We start from the raw sequence: 16,536 nt of genomic DNA on the forward strand, positions 1-16,536 counted from the left end.
TGCGAAAGCAGGCGCAGGCGCAGGCGCAGGCGCTACAGTCGCGGGGCTTCCTTTTCCTCACCTGCGCAGCCAGCGCTTCCCGATGCGACGCTCCCTCACCCTCTGCCTCCTCGTTCCAGCCGCTCATCTTGTCGCAGCGTGCGCATCGGGCCCCGCGCCGCGCGTCAGCTGGCTCGGCGACGGTGTATTCAAGTCGCCCACCGTGCAGGAGGCCGAAGCCTACTGCCGCAACTTCGGCGCGCCGATGCGCTTCCTCGACCCGAAGGCGGCAGCCGGCGCGCCGGCCGGCGAAGTCAGCTACCGCTGCGACTGATCGTCCGGCTCCGCGCCGGGCGCCCGCACCCGCTCCAGGATGAAATCGATGAAGGTGCGGATCGCCCGCGTGTGCTGCCGGTTGGGCATGTAGAGCATGAACATCTGCGTGCCGAAGATGGAAAGGCGCCAGTCGTCCAGCGTGGTCACCACGTCGCCCTTGCGCACATCCTCCTGCACCACGTAGTCGGGAACCAGGCCGATGCCCAGGCCCGCGAGGATGGCCTGGCGCAGGAACAGAAAGTTCTCCGAGATCAGCGTCGGCTCCAGGATCACCTCGCGCCGGACCTCTCCCAGATTCTGGCCCTGGTAGGCCGACACGCGCAGCTGCCGGCCGATGACGGCGGCGGTGACCACCGGCGCGCCCTGCAGCTCGTCGAGCTGCACCGGCAGCGGGTGCTTCTCGGCATAGCCGCTTGAGGCGCAGGCCACGTAGCGCACCGGCCCCATCTCGCGCGCCACCAGGTTCTGCGGCGGCTCGGGCACCACGCGAATGGCAATGTCGACCTCGTCGCGCAGCAGGTCCTCGATGCGGTTCTCGAACACCACGTCGAGCACGATGCCGGGGTATTGCCGCTTGAAGTCGATCAGCCAGCCGGCCATCACCAGCTGGCCGTAGCCGCTGGGCACGCTCAGGCGCACACGGCCCTGCAGCCCCTGGCCCAGCGTGGTGACCGATTCCTTCGCGGCCAGCAGCTCGCTCTGGATGGCCACGCCGTGCTGGTACAGGCGCAGGCCGATCTCGGTCGGTTCGGCGCGGCGGGTGGTGCGCCGTACCAGCTGCGCACCGACCGAGCGCTCCAGCTGGTTCAGGTGATAGCTGACGTTGGCGCGGCTCATCTTGAGCCGGCGGGCCGCCGCGCTGAGGTTGCCGGCGTCAAGGATTTCCACCAGCAGGGTCAGCGATTGGAGGTCCATGCAGGGGATTGTGTCAAAAATTCCTTGACAGTCTGTCAATGATCTATGCAATTGTCAAAGCAGCGGCGCGGGCCAAGAATGCGGGGTTCACCCCCAGAGCCTCGGGCCCCTCGCGTTTGCAGGGCTCGCCACGCAAGAGACAAAGCACATGGCCACCCCACCCTCCAGCCCTTCCACGTCTTCCGGTCCCGTCAGCTTCGAGCGTCTTGGCGACGTGTTCGTGGTGACCATCGACAACCCGCCCGTCAATGCCCTGGGCGTGGATGTGCGCCGCGGCCTCGTGGCCGCCATCGACGCGGCCGAGGCCGACAGTGCCGCGGCCGCGGTGCTGATCGTCGGCGCGGGCCGCAACTTCATTGCGGGCGCCGACATCCGCGAGTTCGGCAAGACGCCACAGCCGCCATCGCTGCCCGAGGTGTGCCTGAAGATCGAGAACTGCAGCAAGCCGGTGGTCGCCGCCATCCATGGCGCCGCGCTCGGCGGCGGGCTCGAAGTGGCGCTGTCGACGCACTACCGCATCGCCGCACCGTCGGCCAAGCTCGGCCTGCCCGAAGTGCAGCTCGGCCTCTTGCCCGGTTCGGGCGGCACGCAGCGCGCACCGCGCCTGATCGGCGTGAAGCCCGCGCTCGAACTGATGCTCAGCGGCCGCCATGCGGGCGCGAAGGAAGCGCTGTCGCTCGGCCTCGTGGACCGGCTCGGCAACGAGGCCGACGCGCGCGCCGAAGGCCTGGCCTACGCGCAGGAACTGGTCGCCGCCAAGGCGCCGGTGCGCCGCACGCGCGAGGCTGGCGGCCTGGCCGACAAGGAAGCCAGCCGCGCGGCCCTCGAAGCCGCGCGCGCCGACACCGCCAAGAAGAACCGCGGCCTGTTCTCGCCGATGAAGATCATCGAAGCCGTCGACGCCGCGCTCACGCTGCCTTTCGACGAAGGCATGGCGCTGGAGCGCAAGCTGTTTTTGCAATGCATCGACAGCCCGCAGCGCGCCGGCCTGATCCACGCCTTCTTCGCCGAGCGCGAGGTGCTGAAGGCGCCCGAGACCCGGTCCGCCGCGCCGCGCGCGCTCGCATCGGCCGGCATCGTCGGCGGCGGCACCATGGGTGCGGGCATCGCGGTGGCCATGCTCGACGCGGGCCTGCCCGTGACCATGATCGAGCGCGACGAGCCCAGCCTCGTGCGCGGCCGCCAGCATGTCGAGAAGGTGTACGACGGCCTGATCAAGAAGGGCCGCATGACGCCCGAAGCCAAGACCGCCGTGATGGCGCGCTTCTCGGGCTCCACGGGCTATGACGCGCTCGCGCAGGCCGACATCGTGGTGGAGGCCGTGTTCGAGGACATGGGCGTGAAGAAGGCCGTGTTCGCCGAGCTCGACCGCGTGTGCAAGCGCGGCGCGGTGCTCGCCACCAATACCTCGTACCTGGACATCGACGAGATCGCCGACAGCATCTCGCGTCCGCAGGACGTGGTGGGCCTGCACTTCTTCTCGCCGGCGAACATCATGAAGCTGCTGGAGATCGTGGTGCCCGCCAAGGTGAGCGCCGACGTGGTCGCCACCGGCTTCGAGCTCGCGAAGAAATTGAAGAAGGTGCCGGTGCGCGCCGGCGTATGCGACGGCTTCATCGGCAACCGCATCCTCGCGGTGTACCGCCAGGCCGCCGACCACATGATGGAAGACGGCGCGTCTCCGTACCAGATCGACGAGGCCGTGCGCAACTTCGGCTACCCGATGGGCCCGTTCCAGGTGTCGGACCTCGCGGGCGGCGACATCGGCTGGGCCACGCGCAAGCGCAAGGCCGCCACGCGCGATCCGCAGGCGCGCTACGTGCAGATTGCCGACCGCATCTGCGAGCGCGGCTGGTTCGGCCAGAAGACGCAGCGCGGCTACTACCTGTACCCCGAAGGCGCCCGCACCGGCCAGCCCGACCCCGAGGTGCTGGCCATCATCGACGCCGAGCGCGAGCGTGCGGGCATCACGCCGCGCGCCTTCACCGAGGAAGAAATCATGCGCCGCTACATGGCCGCGATGATCAACGAGGGCGCCAACGTCGTGCTCCAGCGCATCGCGCTGCGCCCGCTCGACGTGGACGTGACCTTTCTCTACGGCTACGGCTTCCCGCGGCACCGCGGCGGCCCGATGAAGTACGCCGACACCGTGGGCCTGCCGAAGGTGCTGGCCGACATCCGCGAGTTCGCCAAGCAGGACCCGATCTTCTGGAAGCCTTCGCCGCTGCTGGTGGAACTGGTCGAGCGCGGTGCCGATTTCGCCAGCCTCAATCAATCCGAGTAACCAGAGCCAGCCGTCCAGGAGCCATCCCCATGCGCGAAGCCGTCATCGTTTCCACCGCCCGCACCCCGCTCACCAAGGCGCACCGCGGCGAATTCAACATCACCCCGGGCCCCACGCTGGCGGCCTTCGCGGTCAAGGCCGCGGTCGAGCGCTCCGGCCTGGACTCCGCGCTGATCGAGGACGCGATCCTCGGCTGCGGCTACCCCGAAGGCACGACCGGGCGCAACATCGCGCGCCAGGCCATCATCCGCGCGGGCCTGCCGATCAGCATCGCCGGCACCACGGTCAACCGCTTCTGCGCCTCGGGCCTGCAGGCGATCGCGATGGCCGCGGGCCGCATCGTGGTGGACGGCGCGCCGGCCATGATCGCCGGCGGCGTCGAGAGCATCTCGCAGATCCGCAGCCGCAGCGCCACCGATGCCGGCGACAGCGGCATGGACCCGTGGATCGTCCAGCACAAGCCCGCGCTCTACATGGCGATGATCGAGACCGCCGACATCGTGGCCCAGCGCTACGGCATCAGCCGCGAGGCGCAGGACCGCTTCTCGGCCGAGAGCCAGCGCAAGACCGAAGAGGCCCAGCTCGCCGGCCGCTACAGGGACGAGATCGTCGCCTGCACCACCACCATGGCCGTGACCGACAAGGAGACCAAGGAAGTCAGCTACCGCGAAGTCACCGCCACCGAAGACAACTGCAACCGCCGCGGCACCACCTACGAGGCGCTCGCCAAGCTCAAGCCCGTGATGGGCGAAGACAAGTTCATCACCGCCGGCAACGCCTCGCAACTGTCGGACGGCGCATCGGCCTGCGTCCTGATGGAAGCGAAGGACGCAGAGCGCGCCAACCTCAAGCCGCTGGGCGCCTTCCGCGGCCTTGCGGTGGCGGGCTGCGAACCCGACGAGATGGGCATCGGCCCGGTGTTCGCGGTGCCCAGGCTGCTCGCGCGCCATGGCCTCAAGGTCGAGGACATCGGCCTGTGGGAACTCAACGAAGCCTTCGCCTCGCAATCGATCTACTGCCAGGACAAGCTGGGCATTCCATCGGAACTGCTCAACGTGAATGGCGGCGCGATCTCCATCGGCCACCCCTTCGGCATGACCGGCGCGCGCCTCACGGGCCACGTGCTGATCGAAGGCAGGCGCCGCGGCGCGAAGTACGCGGTGGTCACGATGTGCATTGCCGGCGGCATGGGCGCCGCGGGCCTGTTCGAAATTTACTGAGGAGCCTGCGATGGACCTGAACTTCACGACCGAAGAAGAAGCCTTCCGCAGCGAAGTGCGCGCCTTCCTGGCTGCAAAACTGCCGGTGCGGCTGTCCGAGAAAGTGCGCGGCGGCAAGATCCTCGCCAAGGCCGACATGGAGGAATGGCACGCCATCCTCAACGAGCGCGGCTGGCTCGCGAACCACTGGCCCGAGCAGTACGGCGGCCCGGGCTGGACGGCGGTGGAGAAGTTCATCTTCGAACACGAATGCGCGCTGGCGTTTGCGCCGCGCATCGTGCCCTTCGGCGTGAACATGCTCGGGCCGGTGCTCATCAAGTACGGCAACGAGGCGCAAAAGCGCCACTGGCTGCCGCGCATCCTGAGCGGTGCCGACTGGTGGTGCCAGGGCTATTCGGAACCCGGCGCGGGCTCCGACCTGGCGGCCGTGAAGACCTCGGCCGTGCGCGGCATCGACGCACAGGGCGACCACTACATCGTGAACGGCCAGAAGACCTGGACCACGCTGGGCCAGCACGCCAACATGATCTTCTGCCTGGTGCGCACCAACCGCGAGGCGAAGAAGCAGGAAGGCATCAGCTTCCTGCTGATCGACATGGCATCGCCCGGCGTGGAAGTGCGTCCGATCATCACGCTCGACGGCGAGCACGAAGTGAACGAGGTGTTCTTCTCCGACGTGCGCGTGCCGGCCGAGAACCTCGTCGGCGAGGAGAACAAGGGCTGGACCTGCGCCAAGTACCTCTTGACCTACGAGCGCACCAACATCGCGGGCGTGGGCTTCTCGGTGGCGGCGCTGGAACAGCTCAAGGGCATTGCGGCCACGCAGACGAAGAACGGCAGGCCGCTCGCCGAAGACCCGGCATTTGCCGCGCGCATGGCGCGTGTCGAGATCGACCTGGAGAACATGAAGACCACCAACCTGCGCGTGATCGCGGCCGTGGCCGGTGGCGGCGTGCCGGGTGCGGAGAGCTCGATGCTGAAGATCCGCGGCACCGAGATCCGGCAGGAGATCTCGTCGCTCGCGCGCCGCGCGATGGGCGTCCATGGCCGCCCCTTTGTCGAGGAAGCGCTGCACGACGGCTTCGACGGCGAGACCTTCGGCCCGGCCTACGCATCGGCCGCTGCCGCGCGCTACTTCAACAACCGCAAGCTGTCGATCTTCGGCGGCTCGAACGAAATCCAGAAGAACATCATTTCAAAAATGATTCTGGGCCTTTAAAGGAAACGGCATGAACTTCGCACACACCGAAGACCGGCGCATGCTCGCCGACAGCCTGAACCGCTTCATCGCCGAGCAGTACGCCTTCGACGCGCGCGACCGCATCGCGAAGTCGGCGCACGGCTTCAGCAAGGAGATCTTTCAGCAGTTCGCCGAACTCGGCGTGATCGGCGCGCTGTTCAGCGAGGCCGACGGCGGCTTTGGCGGCGGCGGCTTCGACATTGCCGTGGTCTTCGAGGCGCTGGGCCGCGGCCTCGTGGTCGAGCCGCTGCTGGGCGCCGTGATGGTCGGCGAGGCGCTCAGCGCGGCCGGCAGCGATGCGCAGAAGGAGAAGCTTGGCGACATCATCAACGGCATCACGGTCGCGGCCTTTGCACATGACGAGGCCGATACGCACTACGAACGCACGCGTGTCTCGACCCGCGCCGAGCGCAGCGGCGACGGCTGGGTGCTCCACGGCGCCAAGGCCGTGGTGCCGCAAGGCGAGCAGGCCGACCTGTTCCTGGTCTCCGCTCGCACCTCGGGCAGCGTCGACGACGAAGCCGGCATCTCGCTGTTCCTCGTGCCCGCCAGGATCGCAGGCCTTTCGGTGCGCGGCTGCCCCGCCATCGACGGCGGCCGCGTCGCCGAACTCGCGCTCGATGGCGTGAAGCTCGGCGCCGACGCGCTGCTCGGCACCGAAGGCCAGGGCCATGCGACGCTCGAGCGCGCCATCGGCCGCGGCGTGCTCGCGCTGTGCGCCGAGGCGCTCGGTGCGATGGAAGCCGCCAAGACCGCCACGCTCGACTACCTGCGCACGCGCAAGCAGTTCGGCACGCTGATCGGCAGCTTCCAGGCGCTGCAGCACCGCATGGCCGACCTGCTGCTCGAGATCGAACAGGCCCGCTCGGCCGTGATCAACGCCGCGGCCGCCATCGACGGCGCCGACCGCGTGGCGCGCGAGCGTGCGCTGTCGGCCGCCAAGTTCAGCATCGGCCGCATCGGCGCGCTGGTGGCCGAGGAGAGCATCCAGATGCACGGCGGCATCGGCATGACGTGGGAGCTGCCGCTGCCGCACTACGCCAAGCGGCTCGTGATGATCGACCATCAGCTCGGCGACGAAGACCACCACCTGCAGCGCTACATCGCGCTGGGCAAGGAGACTTTGCAATGAGCGAAGAAAAGACCGTTTTGATCTCGCAGCAGGGCGCGGTCCGCATCCTGACCAACAGCAATCCCGGCGCGCGCAATGCGATCACGCCGACGCTGTATGCGGAACTGAGCGCCGCGCTCGCTGATGCGCAGAACGACCCGGAAGTCGGCGCCGTCGTCTTCACCGGCGCGGGCGACTTCTTCTGCTCGGGCGGCGACCTCAACCTGCTGGCCAAGCGCCGCGAACTGCCCGAGGCCGAACGCCGCGAAAAGCTCGAAGGCCTGCACGACCTCATCCGCGGCATCCGCGATTTCGGCAAGCCGGTCATCGCTGCCGTCGAAGGCGGCGCGGCCGGCGCGGGCCTCTCGATGGCGCTGGCCTGCGACATGCTGGTGTCGGCGCGCGACGCGTTCTACACGGTGGCCTACGTCAAGGTCGGCCTCACTCCCGACGGCGGCGCCACGGCCTTCCTTGCGGAGTTCGTCTCGCGCCAGGTGCTGACCGAGATGTGCCTGACCGGCGACCGCATGACGGCCGAGCGCCTGCATGCGCTGGGCGCGGTCAACCGTCTGACCGACAGGGGCGCAGCACTGGCCGAGGCCATCGCGCTCGCGGCCAAGGTGGCTGACGGCCCCGAGCGCGCGATCGCACGCATCAAGACGCTGTGCCGCCAGGCGCACCGCGCCACGCTCGAGCAGCAGCTCGATGCCGAGGCCGTGTACATGGTCGAGTCGCAGGCCGATGCCGAGGCGGCCGAAGGCATCGGCGCCTTCCTCGGCAAGCGCCGCGCCGACTTCGTCGCGCTGCGCCGCCAGAAGCCGGACGCGTCCTGACGCGCGTCGTGCCCCGCCCTCGCATGCGGACGCGGGGGTTTTTCGTTTTCCTGGAGTTGCCCTCATGCCCATGCTGAATTCCTCGCTGCCGCTGGCCGGCGTGCGCGTCCTCGATCTGTCCCGCATCCTCGCGGGCCCCTGGTGCGGCATGGTGCTGGCCGACATGGGCGCCGAGGTCATCAAGGTCGAGCACCCGGGCCGCGGCGACGACACGCGCGACTGGGGCCTGCGCGTCGGCAAGACCGAGACCGCCTACTTCAACAGCGTGAACCGCAACAAGCGCTCGGTCACGCTCGACCTGCAGACGCCCGAGGGCCAGCAGATCGCACGCGACCTCGCGAAGCAGTGCGACGTGGTGATCCAGAACTTCAAGTTCGGCGGCATCGACAAGCTGGGCCTGGGCTACGAACAGCTCAGCAAGGAGCAGCCGGGGCTCATCTACTGCTCGATCTCGGGCTACGACCGCACCGGCCCCGAGGCCGCGCGCCCCGGCTACGACCTCGTGGTGCAGGGCGAGGCCGGGCTGATGGCGCTCAACGGCGAAGCCAGCCAGCCGCCGCTGAAGTTCGGCGTGGCCATGGTCGACCTGTTCACCGGCATGTACTCGGCACAGGCCGTGCTCGCGGCGCTCTACCAGCGCGAGAAGACCGGCAAGGGCCGGCATGTGGAGATGGCTCTGTTCGACTGCGGCCTGATGATCACGGCCTACTACGGCCTCGAGGCGCTGCTGATGGGCGAGGACCCGCCGCGCTACGGCAACTCGCATCCGTCGATCGTGCCCTATGGCGTGTTCGATGCGGCCGACGGCCCGCTCGTGATCACCGTGGGCAACAACGCGCAGTTCGCGCGCTTCTGCACCGAGGTGATCGAGCGGCCCGACCTCGCGGCCGACGAGCGCTTCAAGACCAACATCCTGCGCTCGGCGAACCGCGCGGTGCTGCTGCCCGAGCTGCACGCCGAGCTCGCCAAGCGCCAGCGCGCCGACCTGCTGGCCAGGCTCAGCGCCTCGGGCATTCCCTGCGGCGAGGTGCTGGGCCTGCTCGAAGCGCTCAACTCCAGGCGCGCGGCCGATGCCGGCCTCGTCACCGAGCAGCCGCATCCGGTGGCCGGCAAGGTCAACGTGCTGGCGCCGCCCTACCGCTTCGACGGCGAACGCCTGCCCGTGCGCAGCGCGCCGCCGCAGCTGGGCGAAGGCACGCACGAGGTGCTGCAGTCCCTGCTCGGCCTGTCGAACGACCGGCTCGCGCAGCTGAAAACCAGCGGCGTCGTCTGAAGGCGCCCATCTTCCGATCTCTCGAACAAGTCCATGGCCTTTCCTTCTTCCCGCTCCCTTCGCAACCCCGCACGCCGCGCGCTCCTCGCGCTGGCCCTTCCGCTCGTGGCCGGCGCCGCCTTCGCGCAGGCCTGGCCGGCCAAGCCGATCACCTTCGTCGTACCCTTTCCGCCCGGCGGCCCGACCGACGTCGCCACGCGCATCGTGGCGCAGAAGATGTCGCAGGGCCTGAAGCAGAACATCCTCGTCGACAACCGCAGCGGCGCCTCGGGCACCATCGGCGCGGCGGTGGCCGCCAAGGCCGCGCCCGACGGCTACACCTTCGTGATGCTGGCCACGCCCACGCTGCTGGCCGCGCACCTGTACGGCCAGACGCCCTACGACATCTTCAAGAGCTTCACGCCCGTGGGCACGGTGTACGACCTGCCGATCGTGATGGTGGTGAACCCGAAGGCGCTGCCCGGCGTGAACGGCCTGCAGGAGCTGATCGCCAAGGCCAAGGCCGAGGGCGGCAAGCTCAACTACACGACCGCCGGCGCGGGCAGCTTCGGCCACCTGACGACCGAGCAGCTCAAGAACATCGGCAAGTTCGAGATGCAGCACGTGCCCTACCGCGGCAGCGCACCGGCCGTGACCGACCTGATCGGCGGGCAGGTGCCCGCGATGTTCTCGGACCTGGTGGCGGTAATGCCGCACATCCGCTCGGGCGCGCTGCGCGCCATCGCGGTCGGCTCGGGCAAGCGCGTGAGCCTGCTGCCCGACGTGAAGACCGTCGCCGAGCAGGGCTTCCCGGGCTTCGACGCGACCTCGTGGGGCGGCCTGCTGGCACCGGCGGGCACGCCCAAGGACGTGGTCGATCGCATGAGCGCCGAGCTGAAGACCGCGCTCGCCGACAAGGAAGTGCAGGACAAGCTCGAGGGCGTCGGCTCCTTCGCGGCCTACCGCACGGGCGAGCAGACCGGCGTGCGCATGCGCCAGGATTTCGAGCGCTGGGGCAAGGTCATTCGCGACAACAAGATCACGAACCAGTAGAACAGCGCTTCGTACGCAGCCGGCAAGACAACAATATCCAGGAGACACGCCATGGCAGACAGCAAGAAGACGAACGCGGCCGGCGCACCCTTTCGCCCGACGCTCCCGGTCCGCAGCCTTGCCGACATCCGCAAGCTCGAGGAGACGCCTCTCGAGCAGGCGCTGACGGTCCGCAGCACCTACGAGATCTTCCGCAACGCGGGCGCGGCCTTCGGCGGCAAGACCGCGCTGACCTTCCTGCGCACCGGCAACCCGGCCGACGCGCCGATCCGCTGGTCGTACGCCGGGCTGCTCGCGCGCATCCACCAGACCGCGAACATGCTGCACGCGATGGGCGTGGGCCCGCAGGATGCGGTGGCGGTGCTGCTGCCGGGCTGCCTCGAATACCACCTCGCGCTCTGGGGCGGCGAGGCGGCGGGCATCGTGCAGCCGCTCAATCCACTGCTGACCGACGAGAAGCTGGTGGCGCTGATGACCGCCGGCCGCGCCAAGGTGCTGATCGCCTACGGCTCCGACAGCGAATCGGGCATGTGGTCGAAGGCGATGCGCCTGCGCGGCCAGGTGCCCACGCTCACCACGGTGCTGCGCGTGGCGCCACATGACGAGGCGCCGGGCGCCGCGGGTGCATTGCCCGAAGGGGTGGCCGACTTCGACGCGCTGCGCGCTGCGCAACCCAGCGACCACCTCGTGAGCGGCCGCGACATCGCGCCCACCGACATCGCCGCCTACTTCCACACCGGCGGCACCACCGGCGCGCCGAAGCTCGCGCGCCACAGCCACGGCGCGCAGGTGTTCACGGCCTGGGCCAGCGTGCAGGTCGCGGGCATGAACGAACAGGGCATCTCGATCAACGGCTATCCGCTGTTCCACGTGGCGGGCGTGCTGCCGGCCTCGCTCGCCTCGCTCTCGGCGGGCATGGAAGTGATCATTCCGACCACCTCGCTGCTGCGCAACAAGGAGGTGCTCGCCAACTACTGGAAGCTGGTCGAGAAGTACCGGCCGACCTCGCTCTCGGCCGTGCCGACGGTGCTTGCGGCGCTGGCGAACGTGCCGCTGGACGGTGCCGACATCTCGTCGATCGGCTACTGCCGCACGGGCGCCGCCGTGCTCTCGCCCGAGCTGGCCGCGCGCTTCGAGCGCCTGTTCGGCCTGCATGTGCACGAGAGCCTGGGCATGACCGAGATGGCCGGCATCTCGACCATCACGCCGCCGGGCGTGGACGGGCCCGCGGGCTGCGTCGGTTTTCCGCTGCCCTACATGCGGATGCGCATCGTGGCGCTCGACGAGAGCGGTAACGCCAGCGACCGCGAACTGCCGCCCGGCGAGCAGGGCATGGTGCTGTTCAAGTCGCCCAACCTGTTCTCGGGCTTTGTCGATCCGGCCGACAACGCCAAGGCCTTCACCGCCGACGGCTGGCTCGCGACCGGCGACCTGGGCTGGATCGACGGCGACGGCAGGCTCAACCTCAGCGGCCGCTCGAAGGACCTGATCATCCGCAGCGGCCACAACATCGACCCCAAGGTGATCGAGGACGCGCTGGGCGCGCATCCCGCGGTGCAGCTGTGCGCCGCGGTGGGTGCGCCCGATGCCTATGCGGGCGAGCTGCCGGTGGTCTTCGCCACGCTGGTGCCGGGCGCCTCGGCCACCGAGGACGAACTCCTGGCCTTCACCGCCGCGCGCGTCGACGAGGCGCCCGCCAAGCCCCGCTCGGTGACCGTCATCGAGCACATGCCGATGACCAACGTCGGCAAGATCTACAAGCCCGAGCTGCGTGCCATGGCCGCGAGCCGCGTGGTGGCAGCCACGGTGGCGCAGGTGTGCGGCGAGCTCGGCGTGGCGCCGGCCGCCCGGCCGCGCGTGCGCAGCGAGGGCGAAAGCCTGGTGCAGGTGCGCATCGATGCCGCGGCCGCCGGCGCGCTCGCGGCGCCGCTGCAGGCGCGGATCCGCACGGCGCTCGAGGCGCTTCCCTTCAAGACGCAGGTGCTGGCCGAATAGCCGCGCCCCCGTTTCTTTTTTCGACAGGCAACAACGACAGCTGGAGACATCGAACATGAGCGCAACTTTCACCACCACCACCCGCGGAATCACCCGCCGCGCCCTGCACTGCGGCATTGCCTCGCTGGCGCTCGCGGCCACCACCACGGCCGCCTGGGCGCAGGCCTATCCGAGCAAGCCGATCCGCATGGTGGTGCCCTTTGCCGCGGGCGGCGCCACCGACGTGCTGGCCCGCGTGGTGGGCGAGAAGATGGCGGCGGGCCTGGGCCAGCCCGTGATCATCGACAACAAGCCCGGCGCCGCCGGCATCATCGGCACCGACGCGGTGGCCAAGGCACCGGCCGACGGCTACACCCTGGTGCTGGCGCTGAGCAATTCGCTGCTCACCAACCAGTTCCTCTACCAGAAGCTGCCCTACGACACGCAGCGCGACCTCACACTGGTCTACCAGATCGCCACCGCGCCGCTGGTGCTGGTGGTGCACCCCAGCGTGCCGGTGAAGAGCGGGCCCGAGCTCCTGAAGTACGTGGCCGCCAACAAGGGCAAGGTGGCCTACGGCTCGTACGGCGTGGGCGCCTATCCGCACCTGGCCGGCGCGCACATGAGCCTCACGCAGAAGGCCGAGATGAACCACGTCGCCTACAAGGGCGAGGCGCCGATGCTGCAGGACCTGATCGGCGGCCAGATCCAGATGGCCTTTGCCAGCGCGCTGGTGGCCAAGCCCCACATCGAGGCGGGCAAGCTCAAGGCCATCGGCGTGAGCGGCGAACGCCGCATGGCCACGCTCGCCAACGTGCCCACGCTGGCCGAGCAGGGCCTGGACGACGAGGCCTACCGCGTGGCCGGCTGGCTCGCCGTTGCCATGCCGGCCGGCACGCCCAAGCCGATCGTGCAGCGCATCGCCGAAGAGGTGGGCAAGGCCACGCGCCAACCCGACGTGCAGGCGCGCGTGGCGGCGATGGGCTTCGACCTGAAGGAGAGCTCGCCCGAGGCCTTTGCCGCCGTCTACAAGAAGGAAAGCCCGGTCTGGGAGCGCCTGATCAAGGATTCGGGCGCCAAGCTCGAGTAGCCCGCGTCGAGAGGGCCGGGAGGGGCGCGCAACGGGACCGCAGCTTAGGAAAACCCCGATGAACGAATGGACATGGATCGCTACCATCCATAGCTGCTTTCCCCCTCCCCCTCGATGACCACTCCCAACGAGTCCGGCCCTCTGCTGGACGCCGCCAGCCCCCTTCCCCCAGACACCGAAGCCGCCGACGAGCCCACCCGGGTGCCGCTCGCCATCGAGGACTGGCTCACCGTCATCATCATGGGCGCGCTGGCGCTCATCACCTTTGCCAACGTGCTGGTGCGCTACTTCACCGACTCTTCGTTCGCGTGGACCGAAGAGTTCTCGGTCTTCCTGATGATCATGCTGGCGCTGGTGGCCGGTTCGGCCGCGGTGGCGCGCGACCGCCACATCCGCATCGAATATTTTTCCGAAAGCGGCTCCATGGCGCGGCGCAAGCGGCTCGCGCAGTTCGGCGCGCTCATGATCGCCATCCTGTTCACGCTGATCGGCGCGCTCAGCATCCGCATGGTGTGGGACGACTACCGCTTCGACGAGACCACGCCGGGCATCGGCCTGCCGGCGTGGTGGTATTCGATCTGGCTGCCGGTCGTGTCGTTCGCCATCGCGCTGCGCGCCGTGGGCCTCATGATCCGCCGCGGCCGCAAGGATTACGGCGGCAACAACGCGAACCGGACCGGCAAGGGCGACGCATCGTGATCCCCACCCTGCTCTTCGTCGCCTTCGTCGCGATGATGCTGGTGGGCGTGCCCATCGGCGCCGCGCTGGGCCTGGCCGGCGCCGCCTGCATCGCGCTGGCCAACAGCGACGCCCAGTGGTTCGGCCTGCTGGCCGTGCCGCAGAACTTCTATGCCGGCCTCGGCAAGTACCCGCTGCTGGCCATTCCGATGTTCGTGCTGGTGGGCTCCATCTTCGACCGCTCGGGCGTGGCGCTGCGGCTCGTGAACTTTGCGGTTGCCATCGTCGGGCGCGGGCCCGGCATGCTGCCGCTGGTGGCGATTGCGGTGGCGATGTTCCTCGGCGGCATCTCGGGCTCGGGACCGGCCAATGCCGCCGCCGTGGGCGCGGTGATGATCGCGGCCATGTCGCGCGCAGGCTACCCGGCTGCCTTCTCGGCCAGCGTGGTGGGCGCCGCGGCGGCCACCGACATCCTGATTCCGCCTTCGGTCGCGTTCATCGTCTACTCGGTGCTGGTGCCCGGCGCCTCGGTGCCTGCGCTGTTCGCGGCCGGCATGGTCCCGGGCGTGATGGCCGGCCTGGCGCTGATGATCCCGGCCGTGCTGCTGGCCCGCCAGCACAAGATGGGCGCGCTCGAAGCGACGCTGCCGCGCCCGCCGTTCTGGAAGAGCCTGCGCGAAGCGATCTGGGGCCTGGCGGCGCCGGTGCTCATCCTGGGCGGCATGCGCGCGGGCTGGTTCACACCGACCGAGGCCGCGGTGGTTGCGGTGTTCTACGGCCTGTTCGTGGGCATGTGCGTGCACCGGACGATCAAGGTGCGCGACCTGTTCGTCATATTGCGCGAATCGGGCGAGCTCTCGGCCGTGATCCTGCTGGTGGTGTCGCTCGCGGGTATCTTCGCGTACTCGCTTTCCACGCTCGGCATCATCGACCCGGTGACGCGCGCCATCGTGAATTCGGGCCTGGGCGAATACGGCATCCTGGCGCTCTTGATCCTGCTGCTCATCACGGTGGGCATGTTCCTGGACGGCGTGTCGATCTTCCTGATCTTCGTGCCGCTCCTGCTGCCCATCGTTCAGTACTACAAGTGGGACCCGGTGTGGTTCGGGGTGATCCTCACGCTCAAGGTGGCGCTCGGCCAGTTCACGCCGCCGCTCGCGGTCAACCTGATGGTGTCCTGCCGCATCGCCAAGGTGCGGATGGAAGAGACCGTTCAGTGGGTCGGCTGGATGCTGTTCTCGATGTTCCTGGTGATGGTGCTGGTGATCGCGTTTCCTGAACTCGCCTTGTGGCTTCCGAGGAAGCTGGGGTACTGAAATGCGACGCTGCTTCTGCTTGCGCCGCGTTGTGTTCAAGGCTTGTTGTTCAGGGCGCGCTCCCGCCGACGGGGGACATTCGCGGAGGGGAGTACCCGGTGATCTGTGCACGCGCCCTGAACAACAGCGCCAAGAACACCCCATCCCAGTACCGTTCCCCAAAAACATCCATCGCTTAGTTGTGTTCAGAAAACAAGGAGACCTCTCATGAAATTCCGCCGCACCCTGCTCGGCCTTGCCGCCGCAGCAACCGCCCTGGGCATGTTCTCGACCGGCGCCATGGCGCAGGCCGCCTACAAGCCCGAATACAAGATGTCCCTCGTGCTCGGCCCGCCCACACCCTGGGGCCAGGCCGGAAAAATCTGGGCCGACCTCGTCAAGGAGCGCACCCAGGGCCGCATCAACATCAAGCTGTACCCCGGCGTGTCCCTCATCCAGGGCGACCAGACCCGCGAGTTCAGCGCGCTGCGCCAGGGCGTGATCGACATGGCCGTGGGCTCGACCATCAACTGGTCGCCGCAGGTCAAGCAGCTCAACCTGTTCTCCATGCCCTTCCTGATGCCCGACTATGCGGCCATCGATGCCCTCACCCAGGGCGAGGTAGGCAAGGACATGTTCAAGACCCTCGACAAGGCCGGCGTCGTGCCGCTCGCCTGGGGCGAGAACGGCTACCGCGAGATCACCAACTCGAAGAAGCCGATCAAGTCGCCCGCCGACCTCAAGGGCATGAAGATCCGCGTCGTCGGCTCGCCGATCTATTCCGACATGTTCACCGCGCTCGGCGCCAACCCCACGCAGATGAGCTGGGCCGACGCGCAGCCCGCGCTCGCCAGCGGCGCCGTGGACGGCCAGGAGAACCCGCTCTTCCTGTTCACCGTGCTCAAGATGCAGAACGTGGGCCAGAAGTTCGTGACCACCTGGGGCTACGTGGCCGACCCGCTGGTGTTCGTGGTCAACAAGGAAATCTGGGCCTCGTGGACGCCGGCCGACCAGGCCATCGTGCGCCAGGCCGCCGTCGACGCCGGCAAGCAGGAAATCGCGCTCGCGCGCAAGGGCCTGGTGGAAGCCGACAAGCCGGTGCTCAAGGATATTGCCGCCATGGGCGTCACCGTGACCCAGCTCACGCCCGCCGAGCGCGACGCCTTCGTGAAGGCCACGCGGCCGGTGTACGACAAGTGGAAGTCGACCGTGGGCGCGGACCTCGTGGCCAAGGCCGAGAAGGCCATCGCGGCGCGCCAGAAGTAAAGCTCGCATC

At 68.7% G+C, this 16,536-nt stretch carries 14 protein-coding genes; 13 read left to right on the forward strand and 1 reads right to left on the reverse strand.

Annotated elements, in window-relative coordinates:
* Positions 1-82: 82 nt before the first annotated feature.
* Complete coding sequence (locus EJO66_RS19415) at positions 83-313, forward strand: hypothetical protein (protein ID WP_124959732.1); 231 nt, start codon at positions 83-85, stop codon at positions 311-313.
* Here the strand turns inward: EJO66_RS19415 and EJO66_RS19420 are convergent.
* Complete coding sequence (locus tag EJO66_RS19420) at positions 298-1,230, reverse strand: LysR family transcriptional regulator (protein WP_124959733.1); 933 nt, start codon at positions 1,228-1,230, stop codon at positions 298-300. The genes EJO66_RS19415 and EJO66_RS19420 overlap by 16 nt on opposite strands.
* Positions 1,231-1,378: 148 nt before the next feature.
* Here EJO66_RS19420 and EJO66_RS19425 point away from each other — a divergent pair, with 148 nt between their 5' ends.
* From EJO66_RS19425 to EJO66_RS19480, 12 genes are all read left to right on the forward strand, one after another.
* Positions 1,379-3,514, forward strand: a complete 2,136-nt coding sequence (locus EJO66_RS19425) for a 3-hydroxyacyl-CoA dehydrogenase NAD-binding domain-containing protein (RefSeq protein ID WP_125965807.1) — start codon at positions 1,379-1,381, stop codon at positions 3,512-3,514.
* Between the two features lie 29 nt (positions 3,515-3,543).
* Positions 3,544-4,734 (forward strand): acetyl-CoA C-acyltransferase, encoded by a 1,191-nt coding sequence (locus tag EJO66_RS19430; protein WP_125965808.1) that lies wholly within the window; start codon positions 3,544-3,546, stop codon positions 4,732-4,734.
* Between the two features lie 10 nt (positions 4,735-4,744).
* Positions 4,745-5,953 (forward strand): acyl-CoA dehydrogenase family protein, encoded by a 1,209-nt coding sequence (locus EJO66_RS19435; protein WP_125965809.1) that lies wholly within the window; start codon positions 4,745-4,747, stop codon positions 5,951-5,953.
* Positions 5,954-5,963: 10 nt separating this feature from the next.
* Positions 5,964-7,106: an acyl-CoA dehydrogenase family protein gene (locus EJO66_RS19440; protein ID WP_125965810.1), complete on the forward strand. Its 1,143-nt coding sequence runs from the start codon at positions 5,964-5,966 to the stop codon at positions 7,104-7,106.
* Complete coding sequence (locus EJO66_RS19445) at positions 7,103-7,918, forward strand: oxepin-CoA hydrolase, alternative type (RefSeq protein WP_125965811.1); 816 nt, start codon at positions 7,103-7,105, stop codon at positions 7,916-7,918. The genes EJO66_RS19440 and EJO66_RS19445 overlap by 4 nt, the downstream gene beginning before the upstream one ends.
* Before the next feature lie 64 nt (positions 7,919-7,982).
* A complete protein-coding gene (locus EJO66_RS19450; protein WP_124959739.1) occupies positions 7,983-9,191 on the forward strand; it encodes a CaiB/BaiF CoA transferase family protein in 1,209 nt (402 codons plus the stop codon).
* 33 nt (positions 9,192-9,224) lie between these two features.
* A complete protein-coding gene (locus tag EJO66_RS19455; protein ID WP_124959740.1) occupies positions 9,225-10,223 on the forward strand; it encodes a Bug family tripartite tricarboxylate transporter substrate binding protein in 999 nt (332 codons plus the stop codon).
* A 51-nt stretch (positions 10,224-10,274) separates the two neighbouring features.
* Positions 10,275-12,218 (forward strand): acyl-CoA synthetase, encoded by a 1,944-nt coding sequence (locus tag EJO66_RS19460; protein ID WP_124959741.1) that lies wholly within the window; start codon positions 10,275-10,277, stop codon positions 12,216-12,218.
* A gap of 55 nt (positions 12,219-12,273) precedes the next feature.
* Positions 12,274-13,287: a Bug family tripartite tricarboxylate transporter substrate binding protein gene (locus EJO66_RS19465; protein ID WP_124959742.1), complete on the forward strand. Its 1,014-nt coding sequence runs from the start codon at positions 12,274-12,276 to the stop codon at positions 13,285-13,287.
* A gap of 114 nt (positions 13,288-13,401) precedes the next feature.
* Positions 13,402-13,986, forward strand: coding sequence for a TRAP transporter small permease (locus EJO66_RS19470; RefSeq protein WP_124959743.1), 585 nt, complete (start codon positions 13,402-13,404; stop codon positions 13,984-13,986).
* Entirely contained in the window at positions 13,983-15,281 is a 1,299-nt protein-coding gene (locus EJO66_RS19475) for a TRAP transporter large permease (protein WP_125965812.1), read from the forward strand. Before EJO66_RS19470 ends, EJO66_RS19475 begins: the two co-directional genes overlap by 4 nt.
* A gap of 207 nt (positions 15,282-15,488) precedes the next feature.
* Positions 15,489-16,526, forward strand: a complete 1,038-nt coding sequence (locus EJO66_RS19480) for a DctP family TRAP transporter solute-binding subunit (RefSeq protein ID WP_124959745.1) — start codon at positions 15,489-15,491, stop codon at positions 16,524-16,526.
* Positions 16,527-16,536 lie beyond the last annotated feature (10 nt).

The sequence above is a fragment of the Variovorax beijingensis genome (genome assembly GCF_003951285.1).
Lineage (GTDB): Bacteria > Pseudomonadota > Gammaproteobacteria > Burkholderiales > Burkholderiaceae_C > Variovorax > Variovorax beijingensis.